The sequence below is a fragment of the Novosphingobium sp. PY1 genome (assembly GCF_017312445.1).
Taxonomy (GTDB): Bacteria; Pseudomonadota; Alphaproteobacteria; order Sphingomonadales; family Sphingomonadaceae; genus Novosphingobium.
The window spans coordinates 151,422-173,876 of the sequence record NZ_BLTI01000007.1 but is presented as its reverse complement, the minus strand read 5'-3'; the positions used below and the strand labels follow the sequence as shown (position 1 = coordinate 173,876).

34 protein-coding genes and 1 pseudogene are annotated in these 22,455 nt (G+C 62.9%); 21 read left to right on the top strand and 14 right to left on the bottom strand.

The window, feature by feature from the left end:
• Positions 1–41: 41 nt before the first annotated feature.
• The 6 genes from J3474_RS10565 to J3474_RS10540 all read right to left on the bottom strand — a co-directional run bounded on the left by J3474_RS10565 (position 42) and on the right by J3474_RS10540 (position 1,827).
• Positions 42–194, bottom strand: coding sequence for a hypothetical protein (locus J3474_RS10565; protein ID WP_207094135.1), 153 nt, complete (start codon positions 192–194; stop codon positions 42–44).
• Between the two features lie 4 nt (positions 195–198).
• Positions 199–435, bottom strand: coding sequence for a DUF2312 domain-containing protein (locus J3474_RS10560; RefSeq protein ID WP_207094134.1), 237 nt, complete (start codon positions 433–435; stop codon positions 199–201).
• Positions 436–446: 11 nt separating this feature from the next.
• Positions 447–671, bottom strand: coding sequence for a hypothetical protein (locus J3474_RS10555; RefSeq protein WP_207094133.1), 225 nt, complete (start codon positions 669–671; stop codon positions 447–449).
• Positions 672–674: 3 nt separating this feature from the next.
• On the bottom strand, positions 675–1,100 hold the full coding sequence (locus J3474_RS10550; RefSeq protein ID WP_007011661.1) for a hypothetical protein: 426 nt from the start codon (positions 1,098–1,100) through the stop codon (positions 675–677).
• Between the two features lie 290 nt (positions 1,101–1,390).
• Complete coding sequence (locus J3474_RS10545) at positions 1,391–1,642, bottom strand: hypothetical protein (RefSeq protein WP_207094132.1); 252 nt, start codon at positions 1,640–1,642, stop codon at positions 1,391–1,393.
• Positions 1,639–1,827 (bottom strand): hypothetical protein, encoded by a 189-nt coding sequence (locus J3474_RS10540; protein WP_242528341.1) that lies wholly within the window; start codon positions 1,825–1,827, stop codon positions 1,639–1,641. The genes J3474_RS10545 and J3474_RS10540 overlap by 4 nt, the downstream gene beginning before the upstream one ends.
• 67 nt (positions 1,828–1,894) lie before the next feature.
• Here J3474_RS10540 and J3474_RS10535 point away from each other — a divergent pair, with 67 nt between their 5' ends.
• The 21 genes and pseudogenes from J3474_RS10535 to J3474_RS10440 all read left to right on the top strand — a co-directional run bounded on the left by J3474_RS10535 (position 1,895) and on the right by J3474_RS10440 (position 13,274).
• Positions 1,895–2,371, top strand: coding sequence for a helix-turn-helix transcriptional regulator (locus J3474_RS10535; protein ID WP_207094130.1), 477 nt, complete (start codon positions 1,895–1,897; stop codon positions 2,369–2,371).
• 301 nt (positions 2,372–2,672) lie between these two features.
• Positions 2,673–2,909, top strand: a complete 237-nt coding sequence (locus tag J3474_RS10530) for a hypothetical protein (RefSeq protein WP_207094129.1) — start codon at positions 2,673–2,675, stop codon at positions 2,907–2,909.
• Positions 2,906–3,241: a hypothetical protein gene (locus J3474_RS10525; protein WP_207094128.1), complete on the top strand. Its 336-nt coding sequence runs from the start codon at positions 2,906–2,908 to the stop codon at positions 3,239–3,241. The genes J3474_RS10530 and J3474_RS10525 overlap by 4 nt, the downstream gene beginning before the upstream one ends.
• Positions 3,242–3,341: 100 nt before the next feature.
• The gene (locus J3474_RS10520) at positions 3,342–3,575 is read left to right on the top strand and encodes a hypothetical protein (protein WP_242528340.1); all 234 of its coding nucleotides are present in this window, start codon (positions 3,342–3,344) and stop codon (positions 3,573–3,575) included.
• A 119-nt stretch (positions 3,576–3,694) separates the two neighbouring features.
• Complete coding sequence (locus tag J3474_RS10515) at positions 3,695–3,937, top strand: hypothetical protein (protein WP_207094126.1); 243 nt, start codon at positions 3,695–3,697, stop codon at positions 3,935–3,937.
• Positions 3,937–4,449, top strand: coding sequence for a hypothetical protein (locus tag J3474_RS10510; protein ID WP_242528339.1), 513 nt, complete (start codon positions 3,937–3,939; stop codon positions 4,447–4,449). Before J3474_RS10515 ends, J3474_RS10510 begins: the two co-directional genes overlap by 1 nt.
• Positions 4,446–4,799, top strand: a complete 354-nt coding sequence (locus tag J3474_RS10505; protein WP_207094125.1) for a hypothetical protein — start codon at positions 4,446–4,448, stop codon at positions 4,797–4,799. Before J3474_RS10510 ends, J3474_RS10505 begins: the two co-directional genes overlap by 4 nt.
• Positions 4,800–4,852: 53 nt before the next feature.
• The gene (locus J3474_RS10500; RefSeq protein WP_207094124.1) at positions 4,853–5,311 is read left to right on the top strand and encodes a hypothetical protein; all 459 of its coding nucleotides are present in this window, start codon (positions 4,853–4,855) and stop codon (positions 5,309–5,311) included.
• A pseudogene (locus tag J3474_RS23010) lies at positions 5,304–5,813 on the top strand (DNA cytosine methyltransferase); the annotation flags it as partial. The gene J3474_RS10500 and the pseudogene J3474_RS23010, both read left to right, overlap by 8 nt.
• 46 nt (positions 5,814–5,859) lie before the next feature.
• Positions 5,860–6,363, top strand: coding sequence for a hypothetical protein (locus J3474_RS22710; protein WP_242528338.1), 504 nt, complete (start codon positions 5,860–5,862; stop codon positions 6,361–6,363).
• Entirely contained in the window at positions 6,360–6,725 is a 366-nt protein-coding gene (locus tag J3474_RS10490) for a hypothetical protein (protein ID WP_207094122.1), read from the top strand. The genes J3474_RS22710 and J3474_RS10490 overlap by 4 nt, the downstream gene beginning before the upstream one ends.
• Complete coding sequence (locus J3474_RS10485) at positions 6,722–7,072, top strand: hypothetical protein (protein WP_207094121.1); 351 nt, start codon at positions 6,722–6,724, stop codon at positions 7,070–7,072. Before J3474_RS10490 ends, J3474_RS10485 begins: the two co-directional genes overlap by 4 nt.
• Positions 7,069–8,313, top strand: a complete 1,245-nt coding sequence (locus J3474_RS10480; protein WP_207094120.1) for a DNA methyltransferase — start codon at positions 7,069–7,071, stop codon at positions 8,311–8,313. Before J3474_RS10485 ends, J3474_RS10480 begins: the two co-directional genes overlap by 4 nt.
• Complete coding sequence (locus J3474_RS10475) at positions 8,310–8,531, top strand: hypothetical protein (protein ID WP_207094119.1); 222 nt, start codon at positions 8,310–8,312, stop codon at positions 8,529–8,531. Before J3474_RS10480 ends, J3474_RS10475 begins: the two co-directional genes overlap by 4 nt.
• Entirely contained in the window at positions 8,531–9,298 is a 768-nt protein-coding gene (locus tag J3474_RS10470; protein WP_207094118.1) for a hypothetical protein, read from the top strand. The genes J3474_RS10475 and J3474_RS10470 overlap by 1 nt, the downstream gene beginning before the upstream one ends.
• Complete coding sequence (locus tag J3474_RS10465; RefSeq protein ID WP_207094117.1) at positions 9,295–9,477, top strand: hypothetical protein; 183 nt, start codon at positions 9,295–9,297, stop codon at positions 9,475–9,477. The genes J3474_RS10470 and J3474_RS10465 overlap by 4 nt, the downstream gene beginning before the upstream one ends.
• Positions 9,474–10,052 carry a sulfotransferase gene (locus J3474_RS10460; protein ID WP_207094116.1) on the top strand — a complete coding sequence of 193 codons (579 nt, stop codon included), beginning with the start codon at positions 9,474–9,476 and terminating at the stop codon, positions 10,050–10,052. The genes J3474_RS10465 and J3474_RS10460 overlap by 4 nt, the downstream gene beginning before the upstream one ends.
• On the top strand, positions 10,049–10,918 hold the full coding sequence (locus J3474_RS10455; protein ID WP_207094115.1) for an MmcB family DNA repair protein: 870 nt from the start codon (positions 10,049–10,051) through the stop codon (positions 10,916–10,918). The genes J3474_RS10460 and J3474_RS10455 overlap by 4 nt, the downstream gene beginning before the upstream one ends.
• Positions 10,915–11,148, top strand: a complete 234-nt coding sequence (locus tag J3474_RS10450) for a hypothetical protein (RefSeq protein ID WP_207094114.1) — start codon at positions 10,915–10,917, stop codon at positions 11,146–11,148. The genes J3474_RS10455 and J3474_RS10450 overlap by 4 nt, the downstream gene beginning before the upstream one ends.
• On the top strand, positions 11,132–12,157 hold the full coding sequence (locus tag J3474_RS10445; protein ID WP_207094113.1) for a site-specific integrase: 1,026 nt from the start codon (positions 11,132–11,134) through the stop codon (positions 12,155–12,157). Before J3474_RS10450 ends, J3474_RS10445 begins: the two co-directional genes overlap by 17 nt.
• Before the next feature lie 136 nt (positions 12,158–12,293).
• Complete coding sequence (locus tag J3474_RS10440; protein ID WP_207094112.1) at positions 12,294–13,274, top strand: GGDEF domain-containing protein; 981 nt, start codon at positions 12,294–12,296, stop codon at positions 13,272–13,274.
• Between the two features lie 21 nt (positions 13,275–13,295).
• Here the strand turns inward: J3474_RS10440 and J3474_RS10435 are convergent, their stop codons facing one another.
• The 8 genes from J3474_RS10435 to urtA form a co-directional block, all read right to left on the bottom strand.
• On the bottom strand, positions 13,296–14,330 hold the full coding sequence (locus tag J3474_RS10435; RefSeq protein WP_207094111.1) for an oxidoreductase: 1,035 nt from the start codon (positions 14,328–14,330) through the stop codon (positions 13,296–13,298).
• 82 nt (positions 14,331–14,412) lie between these two features.
• Positions 14,413–14,937 carry a hypothetical protein gene (locus J3474_RS10430; protein ID WP_207094110.1) on the bottom strand — a complete coding sequence of 175 codons (525 nt, stop codon included), beginning with the start codon at positions 14,935–14,937 and terminating at the stop codon, positions 14,413–14,415.
• A 309-nt stretch (positions 14,938–15,246) separates the two neighbouring features.
• Positions 15,247–17,463: a catalase/peroxidase HPI gene (gene katG / locus J3474_RS10425; RefSeq protein ID WP_207094109.1), complete on the bottom strand. Its 2,217-nt coding sequence runs from the start codon at positions 17,461–17,463 to the stop codon at positions 15,247–15,249.
• Positions 17,464–17,557: 94 nt separating this feature from the next.
• A complete protein-coding gene (gene urtE, locus J3474_RS10420) occupies positions 17,558–18,289 on the bottom strand; it encodes an urea ABC transporter ATP-binding subunit UrtE (protein ID WP_207094108.1) in 732 nt (243 codons plus the stop codon).
• On the bottom strand, positions 18,289–19,029 hold the full coding sequence (gene urtD / locus J3474_RS10415) for an urea ABC transporter ATP-binding protein UrtD (protein WP_207094107.1): 741 nt from the start codon (positions 19,027–19,029) through the stop codon (positions 18,289–18,291). Before urtD ends, urtE begins: the two co-directional genes overlap by 1 nt.
• On the bottom strand, positions 19,026–20,174 hold the full coding sequence (urtC, locus tag J3474_RS10410) for an urea ABC transporter permease subunit UrtC (RefSeq protein ID WP_376706525.1): 1,149 nt from the start codon (positions 20,172–20,174) through the stop codon (positions 19,026–19,028). The genes urtD and urtC overlap by 4 nt, the downstream gene beginning before the upstream one ends.
• The gene (gene urtB, locus J3474_RS10405) at positions 20,164–21,057 is read right to left on the bottom strand and encodes an urea ABC transporter permease subunit UrtB (RefSeq protein ID WP_007014517.1); all 894 of its coding nucleotides are present in this window, start codon (positions 21,055–21,057) and stop codon (positions 20,164–20,166) included. Before urtB ends, urtC begins: the two co-directional genes overlap by 11 nt.
• A 126-nt stretch (positions 21,058–21,183) precedes the next feature.
• Positions 21,184–22,407, bottom strand: coding sequence for an urea ABC transporter substrate-binding protein (urtA, locus tag J3474_RS10400; RefSeq protein ID WP_242528337.1), 1,224 nt, complete (start codon positions 22,405–22,407; stop codon positions 21,184–21,186).
• Between the last annotated feature and the right edge of the window lie 48 nt (positions 22,408–22,455).

Here is a 22,455-nt window from a genome sequence, read left to right as displayed (position 1 = left end):
CTTGTGATATCGCATCAATCGCAGCAGGTAGCCGGGCGTGATCACTGTTGACCCGCCCCCTCGATCAGCTCGTGCATGCCATATCGTTCGGCTTCACGCTCCAGGAGCGCGAGCTTGCGGCGCGTCGCCTCGATCTGTCGGGGCAGGTATCGCCTGCGCCGATCCTCCTGAATATGGCGCTTCACCGCGTCCATCGGCTCAGTCCAGACCGAGCGCGGATTTGTAGGTTTCGAGGATCATGTCCATCTCGCGGCGGTCGTCCGGCTTCATCTTCCGGAGCGCCACGATCTTGCGCATGATCTTCACGTCATACCCGACGGCCTTCGCCTCGTTGTAGACGTCGCGGACATCGTCGCTGATCCCCTTCTTCTCGTCTTCAAGGCGTTCAATGCGCTCAATCAGAAGGCGCAGGCGATCGTCGGTCGTTTCGGCCATGTCAGGTCCTTTCAAAGCATCATGAGCTGCGGATCGTCGTTGTTCGCGATCCAGTGATCCCGGGCGGCACGTGCGCTCTCCAGTGCAGTGGCCGCATCATCGTGCTCGGCGGTTGCACGCTGCAGCCGCACGGCGGCGCGCTCGACGCGTTGCTCGCAAAGGGTGATGATCGTCTCCAGCCGGGGAAGATCCGGCTCGGCTGGTGTCAGGCCGGGAATGTCTGCCGCGCTCGCCATGGTTCACCCGGCGGCGCGCAGCGGGATCACGGCCTCGCCCAGGCCGGTCTTCTCGCAGTCGCTTACCTCTCGGCCAGCCGGACTCGCGGGATGGTGCGCCGCGCTCTTGATGCGCAGGAACTCGTGGCAGTGCTTCTCGTACTCGTCGAAGTCGATGCCTTCCGGAACACGCTGGATCACGAAACCCGAGGGCAGGAGCAGAGACAGCAGCTCGAGCGGCAGCGCCTCGGTTTCAATCAGGCGGAACAGCGATGCGACGGACATCGTCGCCGGTTCACGGTCGGCATCGGCCGGGAAGTAGGAAAGCACCGTGGAGGGGGATGTCCAGCCGCCGTCCAGCTGTACCGCTTTGATGGCAATGCGCCGCTCGTCCATCTGGCGCCGGATCGACCGTTGCCGGTCCCGCACAATCCTGTCGTAGTCAGCCATGATCTTGTTGCACCTGCGAAGTAAAAGGGTTGCATGAAGACGAATGCGAGAAACCGGCCAGTGCCAGCCGCAATGCGCTTACGAGGTGTTGTGCCTACCGAAGATGCGGGTGAGCGCGCGCGAGACGGCTGGGGCCGCGATATGGTCGATGAAGAGCCAGGCAAGGATGGCAGCGCCCGCGAACTTCATGGCTCAGCGGCTCGACCGGTAGAAGACCACCGCATAGGCGGTAGCGGCTGCCATGGCGATCGCAGTCCACTTGAGCAGGAACACTCCAACGGTCGCGAGCGTCATGCGTCCTCTCCCTGTGTCGTCAGGCCGAATTCGGTGATGGTGACGGTGCGCCAGCCGTGGGCGCGCTCAATGGTGATGGCGCCGCTACGTTCCAGTCGACGCAGGGCACTGGCGCCCGATGCCGGACCGCGCCTGCCGATCGCTGCCGCAATGGCATCGTTGCAGGGGCAGGGCATGCCACGAGCAGCTCTCGACTTGAGCAGCAGGAGGGCGGCTGTGTCGCTGCTGTCCTCGGTGCGGCGGATCACGCGGCGCGCTCACGGTACGAAGCCATGAACTCGCGGATCTTTGCCTCGGTCTCAGGCCAAGTGCGCCTGCCGGCCTCGAGCTGGCTGACGAAGGGCTTGTCGTTCAAGGCAAGCTCGCCAAACCGCGTGGGGCTCATACCGTGATGCGCACAGAAGCCCTTTATGTCGTTGAGTAGGTCCGTCATGGACATGCATTCTAAGTTGGACCTATCCAACGGTCAAGGATGGAACGGTCCTCTCTTCGCAAAAAGGTTGGACTGGACCAATCATGAACGCATGCCGTTCACCGTAGACATGACCACCATTCGCGTCGCGCTTCGCTCTGTCATGGAGCGAAAGGGAATCAAGCCGACGACGCTGTCTCTGCAGGTGGGTACCAATCGTACCCTGGTGAAGGATCTGCTCGAGAAGACAAAAGACGTCAGCCTCGGGACACTCAACAAATTGGCCGGCGCACTCGACGTTCCGGTGTCAGAGCTGTTGACGCCATCCGAGATCCAAGATCCTCTGCCTAATGCAGAAGTTCTACAAGTCGTTCTCGCTGAGGTACTTGCCAGTTCAGGTGGCGTGCCATTGCCGGAGTCGAAACTTCGACCAGTTTCCGAGCATCTGAGACTTTGCCTTGAGCTTCTCTCAAGGAACCCCGCCATTCATGCCAGCCCGGATGCGATAAGGGCGGTTGCTCAAGCAGCAGGCGCTCGACCTCCCGCTGCCACGCCTGAAGCATAAGGCGGCGACTCGCACAAATCAGGTCACATGGCTCGCATCCGTGGGCGCACTCGGGCGTGGCTAATTTGATCCGTTCCACTCGACTCACCATTCTGTTCCCGATTCGTTCTCAATATACCAGTCCGGTCGTGTAGGAAAATTCTTTCGAATTCGCCTACGGACACGGTGTCTGCGCGAAAGAAAGTTGGATGCAGCCAACATAGTGCGTTGACAGGTTGGACAAGTCCAACTAGATATTCCCTCAACAGCCCAGCGGTGAGCCGAAAGCGCCGATCCGCGGGGAGCCTGATTGGAGGGAACGATGCCTGGCGCATCCCATTTCACCGCAGATCGCGCAGTGGCTCAGCCGGTAGCTGGTCGCCCCATCGACACCCGCAAGGTCGAGCGCGCGGTCGCCGTCAACCTGATCCGCAACTTCCTGACTGCCCTTGAGGGTGAGGGCGGCGCGGCGTCGCCGTTCATGGAATACGCGCAGCGCCGTGCTGAATGGCAGCTGGAGCAGTGGGGCGAGCCGCTCCACGAAGGCGGTGTGGCATGAAGATGCCGCGCCTCCGCAATCGCAACGGCAAGTTCCTGCGCAAGCTTCTCAAGACGCCCGAGGAGCAGCACTGCTACCTCATCTGGTCGCGCCGCTGGCATATGTGGCACAGGCGCGGCTCCAGCGGTGGCTGCAACGGCTACACTAAGGATATCGGCGAGGCGGGACTGTTCCCGTACTCGAAGGCACTGGTCTACCATGACGGCGAGAACAACGAGGCGTTCCACGTCTCGGACAAGGTCGACCTGATCGAGCATCGCCGCGAGGAATTGCAGCGCCTGCTCTTCGGTATCGAGGAAATGTCGCTCTCGGCACGGCAGGCGGCGGCATGATCCGGCTGCACCTTACGACCGGACCGGTCATCACCTTCGAAAACTTCATCGACCTGTTCGATTACATGATCGACCGGATGACGAAGCGGGGTGACCTGTGATGCGCACCGTCATCGCCATCGTCCTGATCGCGCTCGGCACGCTGTCGGCGCACGCCTGGACGCAGTTCCTCCTGCGCAATCCAGCCGTCGAGGCCTTCGTGAACTCCGACCGCCTCTGGCTGGCCGTGTTCGGCGTGGTCGTCGTCTTCGGCTCGATCGCAGCGGCGTGCTGCGCAGCGCTTCTCTTTCATCCTGGCAGCCTGCCGGGTCGCAGGCCGGAGGGCGGCGAATGACCGTCCCCGGCCAACCTCTCCCAACCGCAGCACCGATCGGCTCCCATCCCCCCGCTTGCCGATTTGCGAATACCACCCGCGGCGCCGGTGCCGTCGCGGGCAACCGGAGGCGCAGCCGCGTGACGACCGAACCGAACATGCTCCACCTCACTTACGACGAGGCCGAGGTTGTTGCCGCGTATCTCCTGCGCGTCTGGCCCGGTGCCACTGGCCTGGCAACAGCGCCGCAGTCCGAGAGGGCGGCCGACGTGGTCCAGCTCGTGCTGCGCAAGTCGCGTGAAGTGATCGCAGATCGCGATGCCGCCGATGCCGCCCAGGCTGATGGCCGGATGCACGTGCCCGAGAAAGAGCTTCCTTACTGATGCTTACCTACGCCACTCTCCCCGAAATGCAGGCATGGGCTGAAAGCATCATGCAGCGCGAGCCCGACTTCGTGATCGGCGACGACTATCTGCGCCGCTGGTTCGTTGTCCCGCGCAACGAGCAGATGAACGTCTACCTGCACGAGATCCGCAAGAGCGACGACGACCGCGCGTTGCACGATCATCCGTGGGCGAACACCAGCTACCTGATCTCGGGCCGCTACATCGAGCACACGCCCCAGGGCGCGACCGTCCGCAATGCCGGTGACTTCGTCGAGCGCAGTGCGATGGCGCTGCACCGCCTTGAGGTCATCCCGGGCGAACGCGCGATCTCGCTGTTCATCACGGGCCCGAAGGTCCGCGAGTGGGGCTTCGCCTGCGGCCATGGCTGGGTGCACTATCTCGATTTCGTCAACGAGGATGATCCGGGCCAGCCGGGCCGCGGCTGCGGTGAGTATGGCGACCTGTCCCCGGTCACCGAGGAAGGCCAGCCGCGCGGGGTGATGGCATGAGCGGGCACACTCCGGGGCCTTGGGATGTTGTCGAAGCAACCGAGCATCATGGCTTCTATGTCATCAGCGAGTTTGGCAACACCATTGCCGATCTTTACACGATGTCCAATCCAGACATGATTGCCACGGCGAACGGTGGGCTGAGCAAGCCGGTGCCGTTTATGCATGAAATGGATGGCCCAAACGCGCGCCTAATCGCCGCCGCGCCTGAATTGCTCGACCTCCTCGCCGAAGCTGACCGCCGCATTGCGTGGGAGAGCGTGGGGCTCACGAACACCTTCTCTGATCGTGTCGAAGCCGCCCTCGCCAAGGCGCGGGGTGAATCTCTCCCAGCCGGTTCGGAGGCCTGACGTGTGGCTCTACGTACCCGGAATATCCTCTCCCTGTGTGCAGGAGAAGCCCAATGACGAAAGCAACTGGAATCGGTCGCGGTCGATACGCGGCGAACAGCCTTCCGAAGGGGCTAAAGCAATATCCGCAAGCGATAGTGGATCGAGTGAGGACCCTCTACCTGTCGGGGCTCTCGCAGAAGGAGGTCTCCGCCGAGATGGGGATCGGCTTCAAAGTCGTCCAGCGGGTAATGATCAATCACGGAATTCCACGCAGGGCACAGGCGAAGAGGAATCAGATCGGTCCAGCGAATACCGCATGGAAGGGCGATCAGGCTCAATACCAAGCGCTCCATCTTCGTGTGGCTACGCTCAGGGGAAAACCGAGCAACTGCGAGCAATGCGGGACGAAGACTGCGAGCCGATACGAGTGGGCAAACCTGACGGGCAACTATCACGATGTGAACGACTATCGGCGGATGTGTGTCCCCTGCCACCGAACGTACGACAATCAGAGGAAGCGCGATGCGTAACATCCTCAGCTTGTGTGCGGGCGTGGGCGGATTGGAACTCGGAATCCTGCTCGGTCTTGACGCCATGGGAATGCAGGGCCGCGGCATTTGTTACGTGGAGAGGGAAGCCGCAGCAGCGGCAAGTCTGGTCGCGTCGATGGAAGCGGGGTGGCTTCATCAGGCTCCTGTCTGGTCTGACATGCTCACCTTCGATGCTCGAGCATGGCGTGGCCTCGTTCATATCCTCGCTTCGGGAGATCCCTGCCAGGACAACTCTGTCGCCGGAAAGCGGGCAGGATCGGACGGCGAACGGTTTCTCGCTCCCGAAGTCTGCCGTGTTGCCGAAGAGTGCAGGCCTGAGATTATCGTGCGTGAGAACGTCCCGGGGAACGCGGACGGACAGCTCGAAGCCATCGTCCCAGCATTGGAAGGGCTGGGCTACCGCGTTGCGGCAGGAATATTCAGCTCGGCCGAAACCGGCAACACCATGCGGCGCGAGCGACTGTTCATCATGGCCGAGCGCGCGGACCTCCGACACGAACGGGGCGGGCGAGCATGGCGACGGGGGCATGGACCTGCGGACGGCAGCGGCGGAATGGAAAGCGCCGCGGGTGGCGCGGGGCGGATATACCCGGGATCAAGGCGACCCGGACAAGGAACGGCTGACGTTGGAGGGCCAAGCTCAAGCGATGAACTGGGCCGGCCCGGCAGCGCAGAACCACAAGGGCAGCAGCGAGGGCAGCATCACACGGGCGGACGGCAAGTCAAGGGAGGACATTCTCTCGTATCAGGCCGAGCAGTTCTTCCGCCCGCCGTCATACCCGGACCAACCGATAGCCGGTGGATCGATGTCCTCGACCGATTCCCCGAACTCCAACCAGCCCTCAGTGAAGAGGAAGCTCAATCCCATCTTCGTCGAGGCGTTGATGCGCTGGCCCACCGGGTTGAGCGGCTTCGAGCGACAGGAAATGGCGTTGACCCTGTGGTGGCTGCGTATGGCTTCCTTTCTCTCGGAGCTTTGCACGGACTGTGGGGAGCCTGACCAGATGGACCTATTCGGAGCAGCAGCATGAGCGACAAGATCCTCCACATCCTGCAGCACAGCCTGGGCGTCGACCAGTTCGGGCGCGGCGAGCAGTACCGCAACCACTTCGTCACCGGCGAGGGCTCCATTGATCACCCGATCTGCATGGAAGCCGTTGAGCGCGGGCTGATGGTGATCCGCCGCGCCAAATACGAGTTGTATGGTGGCGATGACGTGTTCGCCGTGACACCCGAGGGCAAGCTGTGGATGGCCATGAACAGCCCGGCACCGCCCAAGCTCACCCGAAGCCAGCGCCGCTATAGGGCGTACCTCGATGCTGACTGGTTCGCCGGTAGCTTTCGCGAGTGGATCGACTACTGGCGCGACCAGCCGCGGGAGCGGGCGGCATGAGCGAGTATTATATCGTCGATGTGCGTCAGGAATGGCGGCACAAGCCCTACATCACCGTATGGCGTCCTGATGATGCCGGTTATGCCTATCCGCTCTCTTGGGCTGGTAGGTACAGCAAGGACCGGATCGACGCGAACCCGACCTATTACCACAAGCACCGCTGGCCTTCGCAGCGGGCGCTGGAACGCTTTCCAGTTGCCTGCGAGATCGTCGAGCGCATGGGCATTGCCCCGAACCCGCGGGAGATCGATGGCGATGCAGGCCCGGTAATCCCCAACACTGGCGCAAACCGGATAGCGCTGCGGCGCGCTCGCTACAGGCCATCCGTGCGGGAGCAGGCAGCATGACCGCTCGTGTCATCCACGGCGATTGCACTGTCGTGCTGCGCGAGATGGCGCGGGACTGCGTGCTGGTCGATTCCGTCTGCACGGATGCGCCCTATCACCTTGCCAGCATCGTTGCCCGCCTCGGCCAGCCGGACAGCGCTCCGATCCAGTCGGGCACAACTGGCGTCTATGCTCGATCCTCGCAGGGCTTCATGGGCCAGCAGTGGGACGGCGGCGATGTCGCCTTTCGTGTCGATACCTGGCGCCGCGTCTATGACGTGATGAAGCCGGGCGCCTATCTCGTCGGGTTCGCCGCGACCAAGGGCTATCACCGCATGGCCTGCGCGATCGAGGATGCCGGCTTCGAGATCCGCGACATGCTGTCTTGGCTCTACGGCACCGGGTTCCCGAAGTCGCACAACCTCGAAGGCGAGCATGATGGCTGGGGTACCGCGCTGAAACCGGCCGTCGAGCCGATCGTGTTTGCGCAGAAGCCGATCAGCGAGAGCAGTGTCGCCGCGAACGTCGCGCGCTGGGGTGTTGGTGCCATCAACATCGATGCGTGCCGGATCCATGCCGAGGACGCGCAGGGAGGAAGCTATACCGTGAAGCGCTTTGCTCCGGGTGCCGACGTCAACAAGAGCGGCGCATGGAAGCAGGAAGCGGAATTCACCGGTGAGATGAAGCCCGGCCGCTGGCCTGCGAACGTCCTGCATGACGGGAGCGAGGAAGTGCTCGAAGCATTCGCGGCCTACGGTGAGCGTGGTGCACTGGCTCCCGTCGGCATGCGTGGCGGCGACAAATGCCGAAATGTCTTTGGAGCCTTCAAGGGCAACGGCGACGATGGTGCCACCTTCCAAGGCGACACCGGTACCGCCGCGCGGTTCTTCTACTCGTCCAAAGCCACCCAGGGCGAGCGCATCTTCGAATGCCGGGAATGCGGTGCGCACACGATCGGAAAGCCCGCGTGCGGCCACGATGACATGCGCACGCACCCGACGGTCAAACCGATCTCTCTCATGCGCTGGCTGGTCGAGCTGGTCACGCCGCCGGGCGGGCTGGTCCTCGATCCGTTCGCCGGTACCGGAACGACGGCCGCAGCGGCGCGCGAGGCCGGAATGCAATCTCTCTCGATCGAGGATGACGAAAACCATGTCCGAGATATCGCGGTGCGGCTTGGCCTCGACCTCTCCCAGATCACAACCGCCGAGGTGGCTGCACTGCCAGCCGAGCACGGCAATCAAATGGATATGTTCGCATGACCGACAAGAAGCCATCGTTCTTCATCGTCTGGAACCCGGATGGACTCCGGCCACCGAAGCAACGGCATGATGAATTGTACAAAGCCCAAGCCGAGGCGTCGCGCCTGGCCATCGAGAACTCACCGCAGGAATTCTTCGTAATGGAAGCCAAGCTTGTCGCACGCGTGCGCAAGCCAGTCGAGATTGAGGAATTCTCTTCTGACGAGATTCCGTTCTGATGAGCGACAAGGGAATCATCTTCAGCGCGCCCATGATCCGCGCTCTCCTGGACGGACGGAAGACGCAGACTCGGCGGTTGCTGACCAACGCCCGAGTGTTCGCCACCCCGGAAAGCCGCGCCTTCACGCTCAAGAAGGCGGAATTGACGCGCGCACTACAGGGTGCGGATCGTTGGAGGCATCTGGGCGGAACAGGCTGGTTCTGGGAATCGGATGCTTTTGACTATCAATCACCAGCGACCAGAACCGGTTGGATGGCCCACTTACCCTACGCCCCCGGCGACCAGCTCTATGTGCGAGAGAACTTCCAGCTCCTGAGCTTCGGCGATTATCTTCCTACGAAGCAACGTCCGGCTGACGTGAGATTCGCAGCGACTGATCCGCTTGCAGATCTATCGCCTGAAGACAGAGGTTACCCCTGGCGCCCATGTATCCACATGCCCCGCTGGGCCTCGCGCATGTTCCTCACAGTCACCGATGTTCGCGTGCAACGCTTGCAGGAGATCAGCGAGGATGATGCGCGGGCTGAGGGATTGACGCCGGTTCTCAAGTCCATGCCACCTTTGCAGGGTTGTGATGGGGCGCTCCGATCACGAGAAGTCTTTGAGTGGGAAAAGGGCTGGTCTGTCAACGCCGTGCCTGCGTTCGAAGCACTCTGGAACAGCCTCCACACCGCAGAAGGTGAGCGATGGGAAGACAACCCGTGGATCGTCGCCGTCAGCTTCGACGTGCATCACGGCAACATCGATGCGGAGAAGGCGGCATGACCCACCCCACCGACGAAGCCCTCCTGCGCCACGCGGTGAAGATCGCCAAGCCGCGCAGGTCACGCGGGTACCAGCCGCGCTGGGTCGCAGTGATGGACACGTTCGGCGTGGGCTGCACCGTCGCGCAAGAGCTGTGCGTCCGCTTCGACCTCAACCCTGATGAGATGGTGCGCCAATGACCACCCCCACAATCATCGTCGCCGGCTTGGGGCGCTGCGGAACCACTATGCTGATGCGAATGCTGGACGCGGCCGGCATGCCCACGATTGGCGAAGCTCCCGACTGGGAAGACATGGGTAACACCGAACTGTGCGAGCGCGATCCGAAAGCATGGGGTGATACAGTGCAAGGCAGGGCCGTGAAGCTGCTCGATGCGCACCGCTTCAACCTTCCCGACCTCTCAGGCGCAAAGCTGATCTGGCTTGCCCGCAATCCTAACGAGCAGGCCAAGTCTATGCTCAAGCTCGTCGGCTTCATGTTCAGCACGGTGACAATCGACCGGCGGTCAGTTCGTGCGATGAAGAAGAGCATCTGTCGCGACACGACTGCGGCGGTCCGCGCGCTCGACAAAGCTGTCGGCAGCGGCGTGGGAATCGCCCTGACGTTCGAGGACATTCTCAAGGATCCAGCCGGCGCGGCGAAAGTCCTGTGCGAATACCTCGACCTGCCGACTGCAGCCACTGAAGCAATGGCTGCGCAGGTCACGCCACGAAGTGCGGCTTGCCTTCCCTATCTTGCGGAGTTTTCGGCATGAGCGACCACGGTTGGAAGCACGACGACCTCGCTGCCGATCTGGCGCAGCATTTGCTTTCGGACAAGCGCATGGTCTGGACCGACATGCAACTCGGGCCGAGCGGATCGGCGCGGCCGGACGTGTACACGCTCGAACGGTCCTACAGCCGGCCACTTCCGACTGCCTACGAGTGCAAGATCAGCCGGTCTGACCTGCGTTCCGATACGACATCGGGCAAGTGGCAGAAGTATCTGCAATTCGCGGGTGCGGTCATCTTTGCGGTCCCCGAAGGACTCTGCACCCCAGCCGAGCTTCCAACCGGATGCGGGTTGATCGTGCGGAAGGATAAGGTCTGGCGGCACATCCGGAAGGCAACGCGCCAGCCGGTCACGCTCCCGATGGACGCCTGCATGAAGCTCCTGATCGATGGCGTGTCTCGCTCTGTGCAGCGGACAATACCGCAGCCGCGTGAGATCAAGTTGTGGACCGAGCACGAAGCCGTTCGGAAGAAGTTCGGATCCGCCGTGGCGAAGGCTGCTCGCGACCTCACTGCCGCGCAGACCGAGGTAACTAACTACGAGGACCAGCGGCGGGCCATGTGGCAGCGCATCGATATCGAGACATCGGCGAGGAGGAAGTCGCTCATCGACCAAGCCATGCGCGACGCTGGCGAGTACGAGCAGGCCAAGCGCGACCTTATGGAGTGGCTCGGCTTGGAAGAGCCCGAGAGCGTCTATGGCATCCGCCGCCGCATCGCTGAATTGCAGGCCGAATGCCGGGCTGACGCGCGTGTCGAGAAGGTCGAGAGCGCGCTGTCGAATGCGCTGCGTTCCGCCCAGCAGGCAGCACGGACGCTTGAAGCCATCGCGCAGGAGAAGGCCGAATGACCCGCTGGCCCGCTATGATGAAGCGCAAGACGGCCGCAGAATACTGCGACATGACCGAGGCCGCGTTCGAGCGCGAGATCATCGCCGGTCGCTTGCCAGCCGGAATCATGTTCGGCGGGCGCGAGCACTGGCGTAAGAGTGCCCTCGATGCGGCATTCGAACGGCTGACAGGCGACGTCATGCCGGAATATCGCCGCAGATTGAGAGGCGACAATGCCCAGGCTGCCTAAGCTCGAACACGTCAAATACGTGAAGTCGAAGGGGAAGGTCTACGCCTACTTCAACACGGGCGCCAAGAAGGACGGCCGGACGATCTATGCGCGCCTCCCGCACCCCAGCGACACCGGCTTCTATGAGAGCTACGCCGGGATGTGCCGCGCCCGCAAGCGGCGCGGTGGCACGGCCTACACGGTGGCCCAGCTTGTCGCCGACTATGAGACGGCGATGGAGAGACGCATCGACCTGGCTGAGGGTAGCAAGACGCTATACCGGAAGATCAACAAGAAGGTCGTCACCTTCCTCGGGGACTTCCCCGTCAACGATCTCCAGCCCGACGATGTGCAATTCGTGCTGGACGAGAAGATCAACGGGGTAGGAGCCTACAACTCGTTCCTCTCGATGATCAGCATCCTCTACAAGCACGCGCGCAAGGCAGGCAAGACGAAGCTGGAACCGACAAAGGACATGGCGAAGCTCAAGACGGGCGAGCATGAGCCGTGGCCGGAACCCATCCTGCAGGCCGGCCTGTCCGCGAAGGACGACCAACTGCGCCTCGCTATCAGCCTGCTCTACTACACCGGGCAGCGTATCAGCGACGTGGTCAAGATGCGCTGGTCGGACATTGCAGACGGCGAGATCTTCGTCCTGCAGAAGAAGACCAGCAAGGACGTCTGCCCGCCACTGCACAGCGCGCTCGCCGCCGAACTGGCGCGCACGCCCAAGCGCGGCATGACGATTCTGTGTGACGAGATCGGGAAGCCGATGGAGGACCGGGTGATCCGCGCTCAGATCAAAGCCTTCACCAAGAAACTCGGCAAAGAGTGCATCCCGCATGGCCTGCGCAAGAATGCCGTGATCGCGCTTCTGGAAGCAGGCTGCACGGTCGCCGAAGTGTCGGCCATCACCGGCCAAACGTTCCAGGTCGTCGAGAAATACGCCAACCGCGTGAATCGCAGGCGGCTCGGTCGGGCAGCCATTCTCAAGCTGGAGAACAGTTCGGGAACAGGAAAACCCTCGTAAAAACTTTTTGGGAAATGACGGTGAAACAGTACGTTAAAGGCCATGTAAGTAAACGCGCTCTTTACTTCTTCGCCTTACGGTCTGCTTTCACCCCGCTTGCGGGACTGACAGCCTATCGTGTGCAAGATCGGGGTCGATGATTCACTTCCACGCCAACGCCGCCATCAAGGATAGCTCAAAGGTCATCAACGATGATGGCCCGGATTCGCTGAAGCTCTACGAGCGGGCGGCGGCGCTGGTCCCGATGGGGGCATGGTCATGCAATTTGCCCGGCAATGAACTGGACTGGACGGAGGGGGTTTACGATCTCTTCGGACTATCCGCGCGAAATATCCCCGATCGCCGCACGGTGCTGGAAATGTACGACGAGGAATCGCGCGAACTCCTGGAGTACAAGCGTTCGAAGGCGGTCGAGGCGTGCTCCCGCTTCACACTCGACGCCCGCATCGTCCGGCCTGACGGCATGGAGCGCTGGATCAGGATTACCGCCGCCACGCGAGCCTGCAATGGGCGAGCCGAGGCGCTCTATGGCATGAAGCAGGACATCACCGAGGACCATGCGCGCTGGGAACATCTGCGTCAGCAGGCCGAGTGCGATCCGTTGACCGGCGTCGCCAATCGCTCGCGCTTCCAGCAATTCCTCGAGCAGCCCGACACTTGTGCACTGCGCGGGCGCGTGGGCGCCTTGCTCCTGTTCGACCTCGACGGCTTCAAGAAGATCAACGACTGGTGGGGCCATGCGGCAGGCGATGCCTGCCTCGCTGCTTTCGCCGAGCGGCTTCGCAGGGCTTTTCCGCAGGCGCATCTGATCTCGCGCATCGGCGGCGATGAGTTCGCGGTCCTGCTTCCCCCGGCGCCCCTGAACTTGGCTATCGAGGGCGAAGTGCATTGCGTGATCGGCCATCTCCTGTCACCGGTGGCGTGGAACGGCGATCTGCTGCCCCTTGGCGTTTCGGTCGGCTTGGCCCATGCACCGACAGCGGCTTCGCTCAGCGCTTGCGGTGAGATCAAGCTCGATCCGCAAGCCCTGTTCATCGCTGCCGACAAGGCGCTCTACGAGGCCAAGGCAAATCCCGCGCTCGCGCTCGTCAGCGCTTCAAACCGAGACTACTCCTGAGCTTATCGCTCAACCGGACTGTTAGCGCGGGTCTGGAAGAATCGGAATTTCCCGTCTTTCTTGCGCACTCTCCTGAGCCGCCCGGAGAACTTCCATGACCGCGATCGCATGCCGGGTGGGAACGGCTGGGCTTGCGCCACCACGCAGGCAATCGCGCACGTTATCATAGAACGCCTGATAGCAGCCGCGTTTGTTCGCAATCGGCCGGGCCCCACCGTCGACGCCGGTTAGTATTCCTTCGTCGGGGTCGATCCCCCAGGCAGCTTCGCGGGGCGTCATGCCGCTACTGCCTTGCTCTTCCTGCACGTCGAGGCCGCGCTTGATGTAGCTTGCCCTGGTGCCATGCACGGCAAAACGCAGGCCATGATCGGGGACGAGCTGCGAGATGTGCAATATCGCGCGCGTTCTGGCATAGCGCAGCACGACATGCGCGAAGTCCGGCGCGTGACCTTCCCGTTTCTGGATTGCGATATCCGCCCAGACGGCCTCGGGCATGCCGAAAAGGCTCAAGGCCTGGTCGATCAGGTGCGGTCCTAGATCCTGCCAGACACCGCCAAATCGCTTGTCCTTCCAGCGCTGTCCCGCCTCGAGGCGCAGGCGGTCGAAGTGGCTTTCGAAATGCATCACCTCGCCCAGTTCGCCCGCTTCCACCAGCGACTGCAGAGTCAGGAAGTCGGCATCCCAGCGGCGGTTATGGAAGACGAAAACGTGCCGATCGCAATGCTCGGCGGTTCCGGCAATTCTGCGCGCGTCGGCGATGGTGACGGCGAAGGGCTTGTCGATGACGACATGCTTGCCTGCTGCAAGAGCCGACAGCGCCTGCGGCGCGTGCAGGTGATCCGGCGTCGCCAGGACGACAAGCTCTATCGTGGGATCTGCCAGGACGGCGTCGATCTGCGTTTCAACCTGCAGGTCGGGCCAGTCGGCATGCACTTTGGCCGGATCGCTCGACACCACTGCCGCCAGTTCCACTCCTTCGGTGACCTGGAGCAGGGGAGCGTGAAAGACCTTGCCTGCCAGACCGTAGCCGATGAGGGCAGCTCGGATGCATTCCACGGTTACTGTCCTTCTCTAGCGCATGCGATGGGGGCTGAACTAAGGCCTAAGCGCGCATGGCCTTTGATGAAAGGGGGAAGGATCAGTTGAGCGCGAGCTGGCCTTGCCGATTGTCGCGCAAGGAGCGGGATTCCCGCCGGCTCATCAGGCATCGTGCGCGCCCGGTCAGGGTATAGACGACGTGACGCTGCGCTCCGCGATTGTGGTGGTCGACCCGAAAGCCCTGATAGTGGCGGCGGATCAGCCCTTCCTTCACCAGCTCGGACACAGCCCTGCTGAGGTTGGTCTTGCCCGAGGTGCGCACACGGTCGCGCACTTCCTCGTCGATCATTGCAAGGGCCGCTTCGGGTTTGCTGGGCAGCTTGCCGGAGCGTTCCAGATCGGCGCGGATCCTTTCGGTGAGAGCCTGCCGCTTCGGATCGCGTGTTCCCATTGGAGTCAGGGCGTCGCAGAGCCAGTCGCGCAGCAGGATTGATCGTCCGTCGAAGGAAACGAACGGTCCGGCGCTTCCGTCCGGCCTGGCGATTTCGGCAATCAGCGACAGGACCATGAAGGCATAGCGCGGCCGGGAACTGGCATGGGCGACCTGGTCCAGCAGGGCGGCCATGTCACTGACCGAGGCACGCGGTGCGGATGGGGGCGGCGCAACAAACATAACGGGAAGAAATAGAGCACAAACACTGAATCATGAGAATCCCCTTTCTCAAGAGGACAACATTTTGTCGCGAATGACACTTTACCGGCGGGTAAAGTGTCGCGCGTGGCATTTGGCCGGGTCTGGATTGATCCGCCGCCCAGGATGGGGAAGCACAAGCCGTTCAATGAAAAAGCCGGCAACCCTGTCACGGGTGCCGGCTTTCAATGCAGCTTGCATCTGGACTAGAGGGAGGCTTGCCTTGCCCCCTTGTGTGGAGCCTCAGACCAGGTCGTAACGATCTGCGTTCATAACCTTGGTCCAGGCTGCAACGAAATCGTCCGCCAACTTCTTGGGGCCATCGCTCGAGGCATAGACTTCGGACAAGGCCCGAAGCTGCGAGTTCGAGCCGAAGACCAGATCGGTCCGCGTCGCCTTCCACTTTTCCTGGCCCGTCTTGCGGCAGGTTCCGACGAAGGTTTCGTCACCGCTGTCGTCAACCTGCTTCCACGCCGTTCCCATGTCGAGCAGGTTGACGAAGAAGTCATTGGTCAAGACACCGGGCCTGTCGGTCAGGACGCCGTGCATCCTGTTACCATGGTTTGCGCCAAGGACCCGCAGGCCGCCGACCAGTGCAGTCATTTCGGGGGCGCTCAACCCGAGCAGCTGGGCGCGATCGACCAGCAATTCTTCAGTCGGGACCGAAAAGCGCGTTTCCAGGTAATTGCGGAAACCGTCTGCCCGCGGTTCGAGGACGGCGAAGCCTTCAACGTCCGTCTGCTCCTGGCTGGCATCGGTGCGGCCCGGGACGAAGGGGACCTTGACCGAAGTGCCAGCAGCGGAGGCGGCCTTCTCGATCGCAGCGCAGCCGCCCAGCACGATGAGGTCGGCAAGGCTGACCTTCTTCCCGCCCGACGCAGAGCCATCGAAATCGGTCTTTATCGCCTCGAGCTTGCCAAGCACCTTGGCGAGCTGGTCGGGCTGGTTGACAGCCCAGTCCTTTTGCGGGGCAAGTCGGATCCGCGCGCCATTGGCGCCGCCACGATGGTCCGAGCCGCGCCAGGTCGAAGCCGAAGCCCAGGCCGTCGTCACCAGTTCGGCGATCGAGAGACCCGAGCCCAGGATCCTGTCCTTGAGCGAGGCAATGTCGGCATCGTCGACGAGCGCATGGTCGAGCGCTGGTATCGGGTCCTGCCAGATCAGGTCTTCGGCAGGGACTTCGGGGCCGAGGTAGCGTGCCTTGGGTCCCATGTCGCGGTGGCACAGCTTGAACCATGCGCGGGCAAAAGCATCACTGAACTTCTCAGGATTGTCGCGGAAGTACTCGGAAATCTTGCGATATTCCGGGTCCATCTTCATCGCCATGTCGGCGGTGGTCATCATCGTCGGAAGCCGCTTGTCCGGGCTGTGCGCGCCGGGCGCCATGTCTTCCGGCCTCTGATCGATCGGTTGCCACTGGTGGGCGCCGGCCGGGCTCTTGACCAGTTCGTACTCGTAGTCGAGCAGCATGTGGAAGTAGCCCATGTCCCAGGTCGTCGGGCGAGGCGTCCAGGCGCCTTCGAGGCCGCTGGTGATCGTATCGTCGCCCATTCCGCTGGCATGCGTGCTGGTCCAGCCAAGGCCCTGTTGGGCGATGTCCGCACCCTCCGGTTCCGCGCCGACCAGCGCGGCATCGCCCGCCCCGTGACATTTGCCGAAGGTGTGGCCGCCAGCGGTGAGCGCGACGGTTTCCTCGTCATTCATGCCCATGCGGGCGAAAGTCTCGCGAATGTCGCGTCCCGACTGGACCGGGTCCGGATTGCCGCCGGGCCCTTCCGGGTTGACGTAGATGAGCCCCATCTGGATCGCGGCGAGCGGGTCTTCGAGATCGAGTTGCTTGTCCGGATCGATGCGGGTCTGACCGAGCCATTCCTCCTCGGTGCCCCAGTAGACGTCCTTTTCCGGCTCGAACACGTCCGCGCGTCCACCGCCGAAACCAAAGACCGGTCCGCCCATCGATTCAATGGCGACATTGCCGGCAAGGATCAACAGGTCCGCCCAGCTCAGGTTGGCGCCGTACTTCTGCTTGATTGGCCAGAGCAGGCGGCGCGCCTTGTCGAGGTTCGCGTTGTCCGGCCAGGAATTGAGCGGGGCAAACCGCTGCTGGCCCGAATTCGCCCCGCCGCGCCCGTCGCCGGTGCGATAGGTGCCGGCACTGTGCCAGGCCATGCGGATGAAGAAGGGACCATAGTGACCATAGTCGGCCGGCCACCAGGGCTGGCTGTCGGTCATGAGCGCATGGAGATCCTTCTTCACCGCATCGTAATCGAGCGCCTTGAAGGCCTTTGCGTAATCGAAATCCGGGCCGAGCGGGCTGGGCGATCTGCCGCCCTGGTGCAGGATGTCGAGGGAGAGCTGGTTGGGCCACCAGTCCCGGTTCGTCCGACCGAGCAGCGAGCGAAGATCTCCATGCTTCACGGGGCAGCCCCCGCTTACCGTTTCACCTGTCTTGGCGTCCATGATGCTCTCCTGGTCCTGATCTTGCTCCCCGCTCCCGAGTGGATCAGACCATGCCAGTGCTACGATTGCAAGACGCTCCAATCATGGCGAAAGGTCAGACATGGATCAGCGCGGCGACCTCGTCGGGCGGGGCCGTTTCAGTGCGGCCTTCCTTCACGATCCTGCCGCGCTGCATCACGAAGAAGCGGTCGGCGAAAGACCATGCAAAGTCGAGGTTCTGTTCGACGATCAGGATCGCCACGCCCAGTTCCTTGCGCACCCGCAGCAAGGCGTCCTCGATCTGCTGGACGATGTTGGGCTGGATGCCTTCGGTCGGCTCGTCGAGCAGGAGCAGCTCCGGTTGGCCGGCCAGGGCGCGCCCGATGGCAAGCTGCTGCTGCTCACCGCCGGAAAGGACTCCGGCCTTGCGGTCCGCGATCTGGGTCAGTTTGGGGAACAGCTCGAAGACCATTTCCGGCACTTTCTTCGCACCTGAAATGCCCTTGCGTGTCAGGGCGGACAGGCCGACCTCCAGGTTTTCGCGAACGCTGAGGTGGGGGAAGACGTGGCGACCCTGCGGAACGAAGCCGATCCCCGCGCGCGAACGTTGGTGAGCCTGCATCTCGGTCACTTCATGGCCGTGCCAATAGATATGGCCGCCTGTACACGGGATCTGGCCCATGATCGTCTTGAGCAGGGTGGTCTTGCCCACGCCGTTGCGGCCCAGCACGGTCGCGCAATCGCCTTTCCTGAGGTCGAACGCGACATCCCAGAGCACCTGGCTCTTGCCGTAAGCGGAGCTGACTGTGCGCAAGTTGAGCAGCTGGTCTGCGTCTTCGATCGCCATCAGGCCCTCCCGAGATAGATTGCCGCGACTTCCTCGTCGGCGCGGATTTGCTCCAGCGTGCCTTCGCGCAGAAGCTGGCCCTCGTGAAGCACGACGACGTGGCCGCCCAGTTGCGAGACGAAGTCGATATCATGGTCGATGACCAGAACCGCGTGCTTGCCGACCAGGGCTTTCACGATCTCTGCCGTCTGGGTGCTTTCCGCCGCGCCCATACCCGCAGTCGGCTCGTCGAGCAGGAGCAGTTCGGCATCGGTGGCAACGACCATGCCGATCTCCAGCCATTGCTTCTCGCCATGGGAGAGATTGCCGGCGAGCGCATCGCGGCGCGGTGACAGGCCGACCGTCTCAAGGATTTCCTCGGCTCTGCTGCGGGCTTCGGCTTCGCCCTTGCGGCCGAACTTGGTCCACCACCGGCGGTCGCGGGTGGCCGCGATCGTCAGGTTATCGATCACCGAGAGCGCGACCAGCACGCCGGGCGTCTGGAACTTGCGGCAGATCCCCAGGCCGACGATGGAATGCTCTGCTTCGGCCTGGATTTCCCTGCCGTGGAACAGGACCTTCCCCGAGGTCGGCCGCACCCGGCCGATGATGGAATCGCACATGGTCGACTTGCCCGCGCCATTGGGGCCGATGACCACCGTCATCGAGCCGCTTTCGATGGAGAGCGAGAGGTCGTTGATGGCCTTGAAGCCATCGAAATCGACGATGACATTGCGCATTTCGAGCATGGGAGCGGTCATGCGGGGATCTCCTTCGCGTTCGGGGCGCTGGCGGTTCCGGCGGCATTGGCCTCGGCGCGATCCTTGCGCCAGCGGGCGAAGAGGTCGCCCTTGCGCGAAGCCCGGAACGGGCGATCCTCTCCGAACAGCCCGGCAAGGCCGCGCGGCAGGACGGTGACGGCAAGAATGAACATGAGGCCCAGGAAGTAGAGCCACATTTCGGGCAGGGCGGTGGAGATCTTGTCCTTGGCGAAGTTCACCAGCAAGGCCCCGGCAAGCGCACCGGCGACGCTGTGGCGGCCACCGATTGCGGCCCAGATCACCATTTCGATCGAAGGCACAACGCCCACGAGGGCCGGCGAGATCACGCCGGAATGCAGCGTGAACAGTGCACCCGAAAGACTGGCGAGCAGGGCGCCCACGGCAAAGGCGATCACCTTGTAGGGCGTTGGGTCGTAGCCCAGGAAGCGCAGGCGATTGGTCCCGTCGCGGCTCGCCCGCAGGAGCTTGCCGAACCGCGAGGCGATCAGCCAGCGCAGGCCGAAGAAGGCCGCGGCGACGGTTGCGAGCGTGACGAAGTAGATGCCCGTCGCGGTTTGGGGAAGGTTGAGGTTGAAGCCCAGCAGCGTGCTGTAATTGGTGAGGCCGTTGAAGCCCCCTGTCATGTCCTGCTTGCTGATCAGGAGCGTGGCGAAGGCAAGCGCGAGGGCCTGCGTGATGAGGGCGAAATAGACGCCGCCGATCCTGCGGCGAAAGATCGCCCAGCCCACGAGACCCGCCAGCGCGGGGGCGACGACGAAGACCGCGATGACAGCGAACAGGGCGCTGCCGAACGGTGCCCACCACCAGGGCAGTTTCTCGATCCCGCTCCAGACCATGAAGTCGGGCACTTCGCCGCTGCCCAGTTCGACGAGCTTGAGGTGCATGGCGATGGCATAGCCGCCGATACCGAAGAACACCCCTTGGCCGAGGCTGAGGATACCGCCTTCGCCCCACAGCAGCACCAGTCCCATGGCCGTCAGCGACAGGGCGAGGAAACGCCCGAGCAGGTTGAGGTCGTAGCCGCTCAACACCCACGGGGCGGCCAGTGCGAGTAGAAAGGCCGCCAGTCCGGAGGCCAGTGGCAGGGAAAGTCTTGCGGGCATCGCCTCGCTCCTATTCTGCATCGAGTGCGCGGGACTTGACGGCAATCACGCCCTGCGGCCGGAACTGGAGGAAAAGGATGACGAAAAGCAGGGTAAGGACCTGCGCAAAGCTGACATCGACGAAAATCTGCGAGAGGGCGGTGATCAGGCCGATTATCAGCGCGGCAACGGTGGTGCCGACGATCGATCCCAGACCGCCGAGAATGACGACGAGGAAGGCCGTGACGATGTAGCCCTGGCCCACATTCGGGGTGACCGGACCCAGCAGGGCCAGCACGACGCCGCCGAGGCCTGCGACACCTGCGCCCAGCGCGAAGATGAAGCAATCGACGAGGCGCACATTGACGCCCATGGCTGCGGCCGTTGGGCGGTCCTGGTTGACCGCGCGCACGAGCAGGCCGATGCGCGTGAAACTGAGGATCGCGGCGAGGCCCAGCAGCACGGCGACGGCCACTATGAGGATGAAGATCCGCAGGGTCGGAAGCTGCAGCCCGGCGATGGTGAGGCCGCCATCGAGCCAGGCGGGCGCCGTCACCGAAACACCGGTCGCGCCGAACAGGTCGCGCGCGGCCTGCTGCATGATGAGGCTGACGCCCCAGGTGGCAAGCAGTGTGTCGAGCGGCCGCGCCGTCAGCCGGCTGACCAGAGCCACCTCCAGAAAACCGCCGAAGATGCCCGCGCCAAGCAGGGCGAAGGCAAGCGCAACGAGCAGGCCGAGCGGCCCCGGCACGATCGTCATCGCCATCCAGGCGAGATAGCCGCCCAGCATCAGGATTTCGCCGTGGGCCATGTTGATGACCCGCATCAGCCCGAAGCTGAGCGCAAGGCCGAGCGCCGCCAGCACGTAGAGTGAGGCGACGGAGAAGCCGTTGAAGAGCTGGCCGGTCAGAAATACCGCGTCCATGTCCTGCCTCCTTTCGCTTGTTGGACTGTCTGCGTTATTCCGGCCCCTGTCCCGGGCAGGGGATCGTTGCCCGGGACAGGGTGGGCGGTGAGGGCCGCCCAGCGGAAAACGGCAGAAGTCAGGTCATCAGATCTTGCAGGACTTGCCCGGGAAGGTGACCGGGTCATACGGGTCCGGGTCGATCGGGGCGGGCGATTTCCAGAGGATCTTGAACTGGCCGTCCGGTTGCGACTGGCCGATGTAGGCGGTCTGGATCAGGCTGTTGTTGTTCATGAACTTCGCATCGCCGAGCGGGGTCGGGATCGTGTCGAGCGTGACGGCGGCAGCGCGCACCTTTTCGGGATCGGTGCTCTTCGCCTTTTCGACCGCAGCCTTCCAGACATAGACATCTAGATAGCCATGGATCATCGGATCGGTGATCACCGCGTCGGCGCCGTACTTCGCCTTGTAGGCTTCGATGAACTTCTTGTTGATGTCATTGTCGAGGCTCTGGAAGTAGTTCCAGGCTGCGTATCCACCCTCGACCAGCGATGGCCCCATCGCCATGGCTTCCTGCTCGCCGATCGAGAAGGACATGACCGGAATGACCTTGGGGCCCATGCCCGCCGCGGCCATCTGCTTGAAGAACGCGACGTTGCTGTCGCCGTTCAGGGTGTTGATGATGATGTCGGGCTTGGCAGCCTTGATCTTGCCCACCACGCCCGAGAACTCGGTTCCACCCAGCGGCTGATATTCCTCGCCGGAGAGTGTGAGCCCGTCCTTCGCGATGTGCTTCTTGAGGATCAGGTTGGCAGTGCGGGGATAGACGTAGTCCGAACCGACGAGGAAGAACTTCTTGTAGCCCTGCTCCTTGGCCCAGTCGTAGGCAGGCAGTGCCTGCTGGTTGGGCTGCGCGCCCGAGTACATGATGTTGGGCGAACATTCGTTGCCTTCGAACTGGACCGGGTACCAAAGCAGGCTGTGGTCCTTTTCGAAGACGGGAAGCATGGCCTTGCGGCTTGCCGAGGTCCAGCCGCCGAAAACGGTGGTCACGCCGTCGCCCTCGATCAACTTGGAAGCCTTCTGCGCGAAGATGGCCGGGTCCGAGGCGCCGTCTTCGACTACGGGCAGGATCTGCTTGCCCATGACCCCACCGGCGGCGTTGATCTCGTCGATCGCTAGCTGGGTGGCGTTCTTCACGGTCACTTCGCTGATCGCCATGGTGCCGGAAAGCGAGTGCAGCACGCCGACCTTGATTGCGTCCGCATCGGCTGCAGACGCGCCCTCGTCGGCGCCCTTGCTGCAGGCGCCGAGCATGGCGGTGCAGGCCAGTGCAGTGGCAAGGAAAGCTCTCTTTTTCATGAATGCCATTGTCTATCCCCTTGGATGCCGGCCTGCGCACCAGGCCGGTCGTCTGCG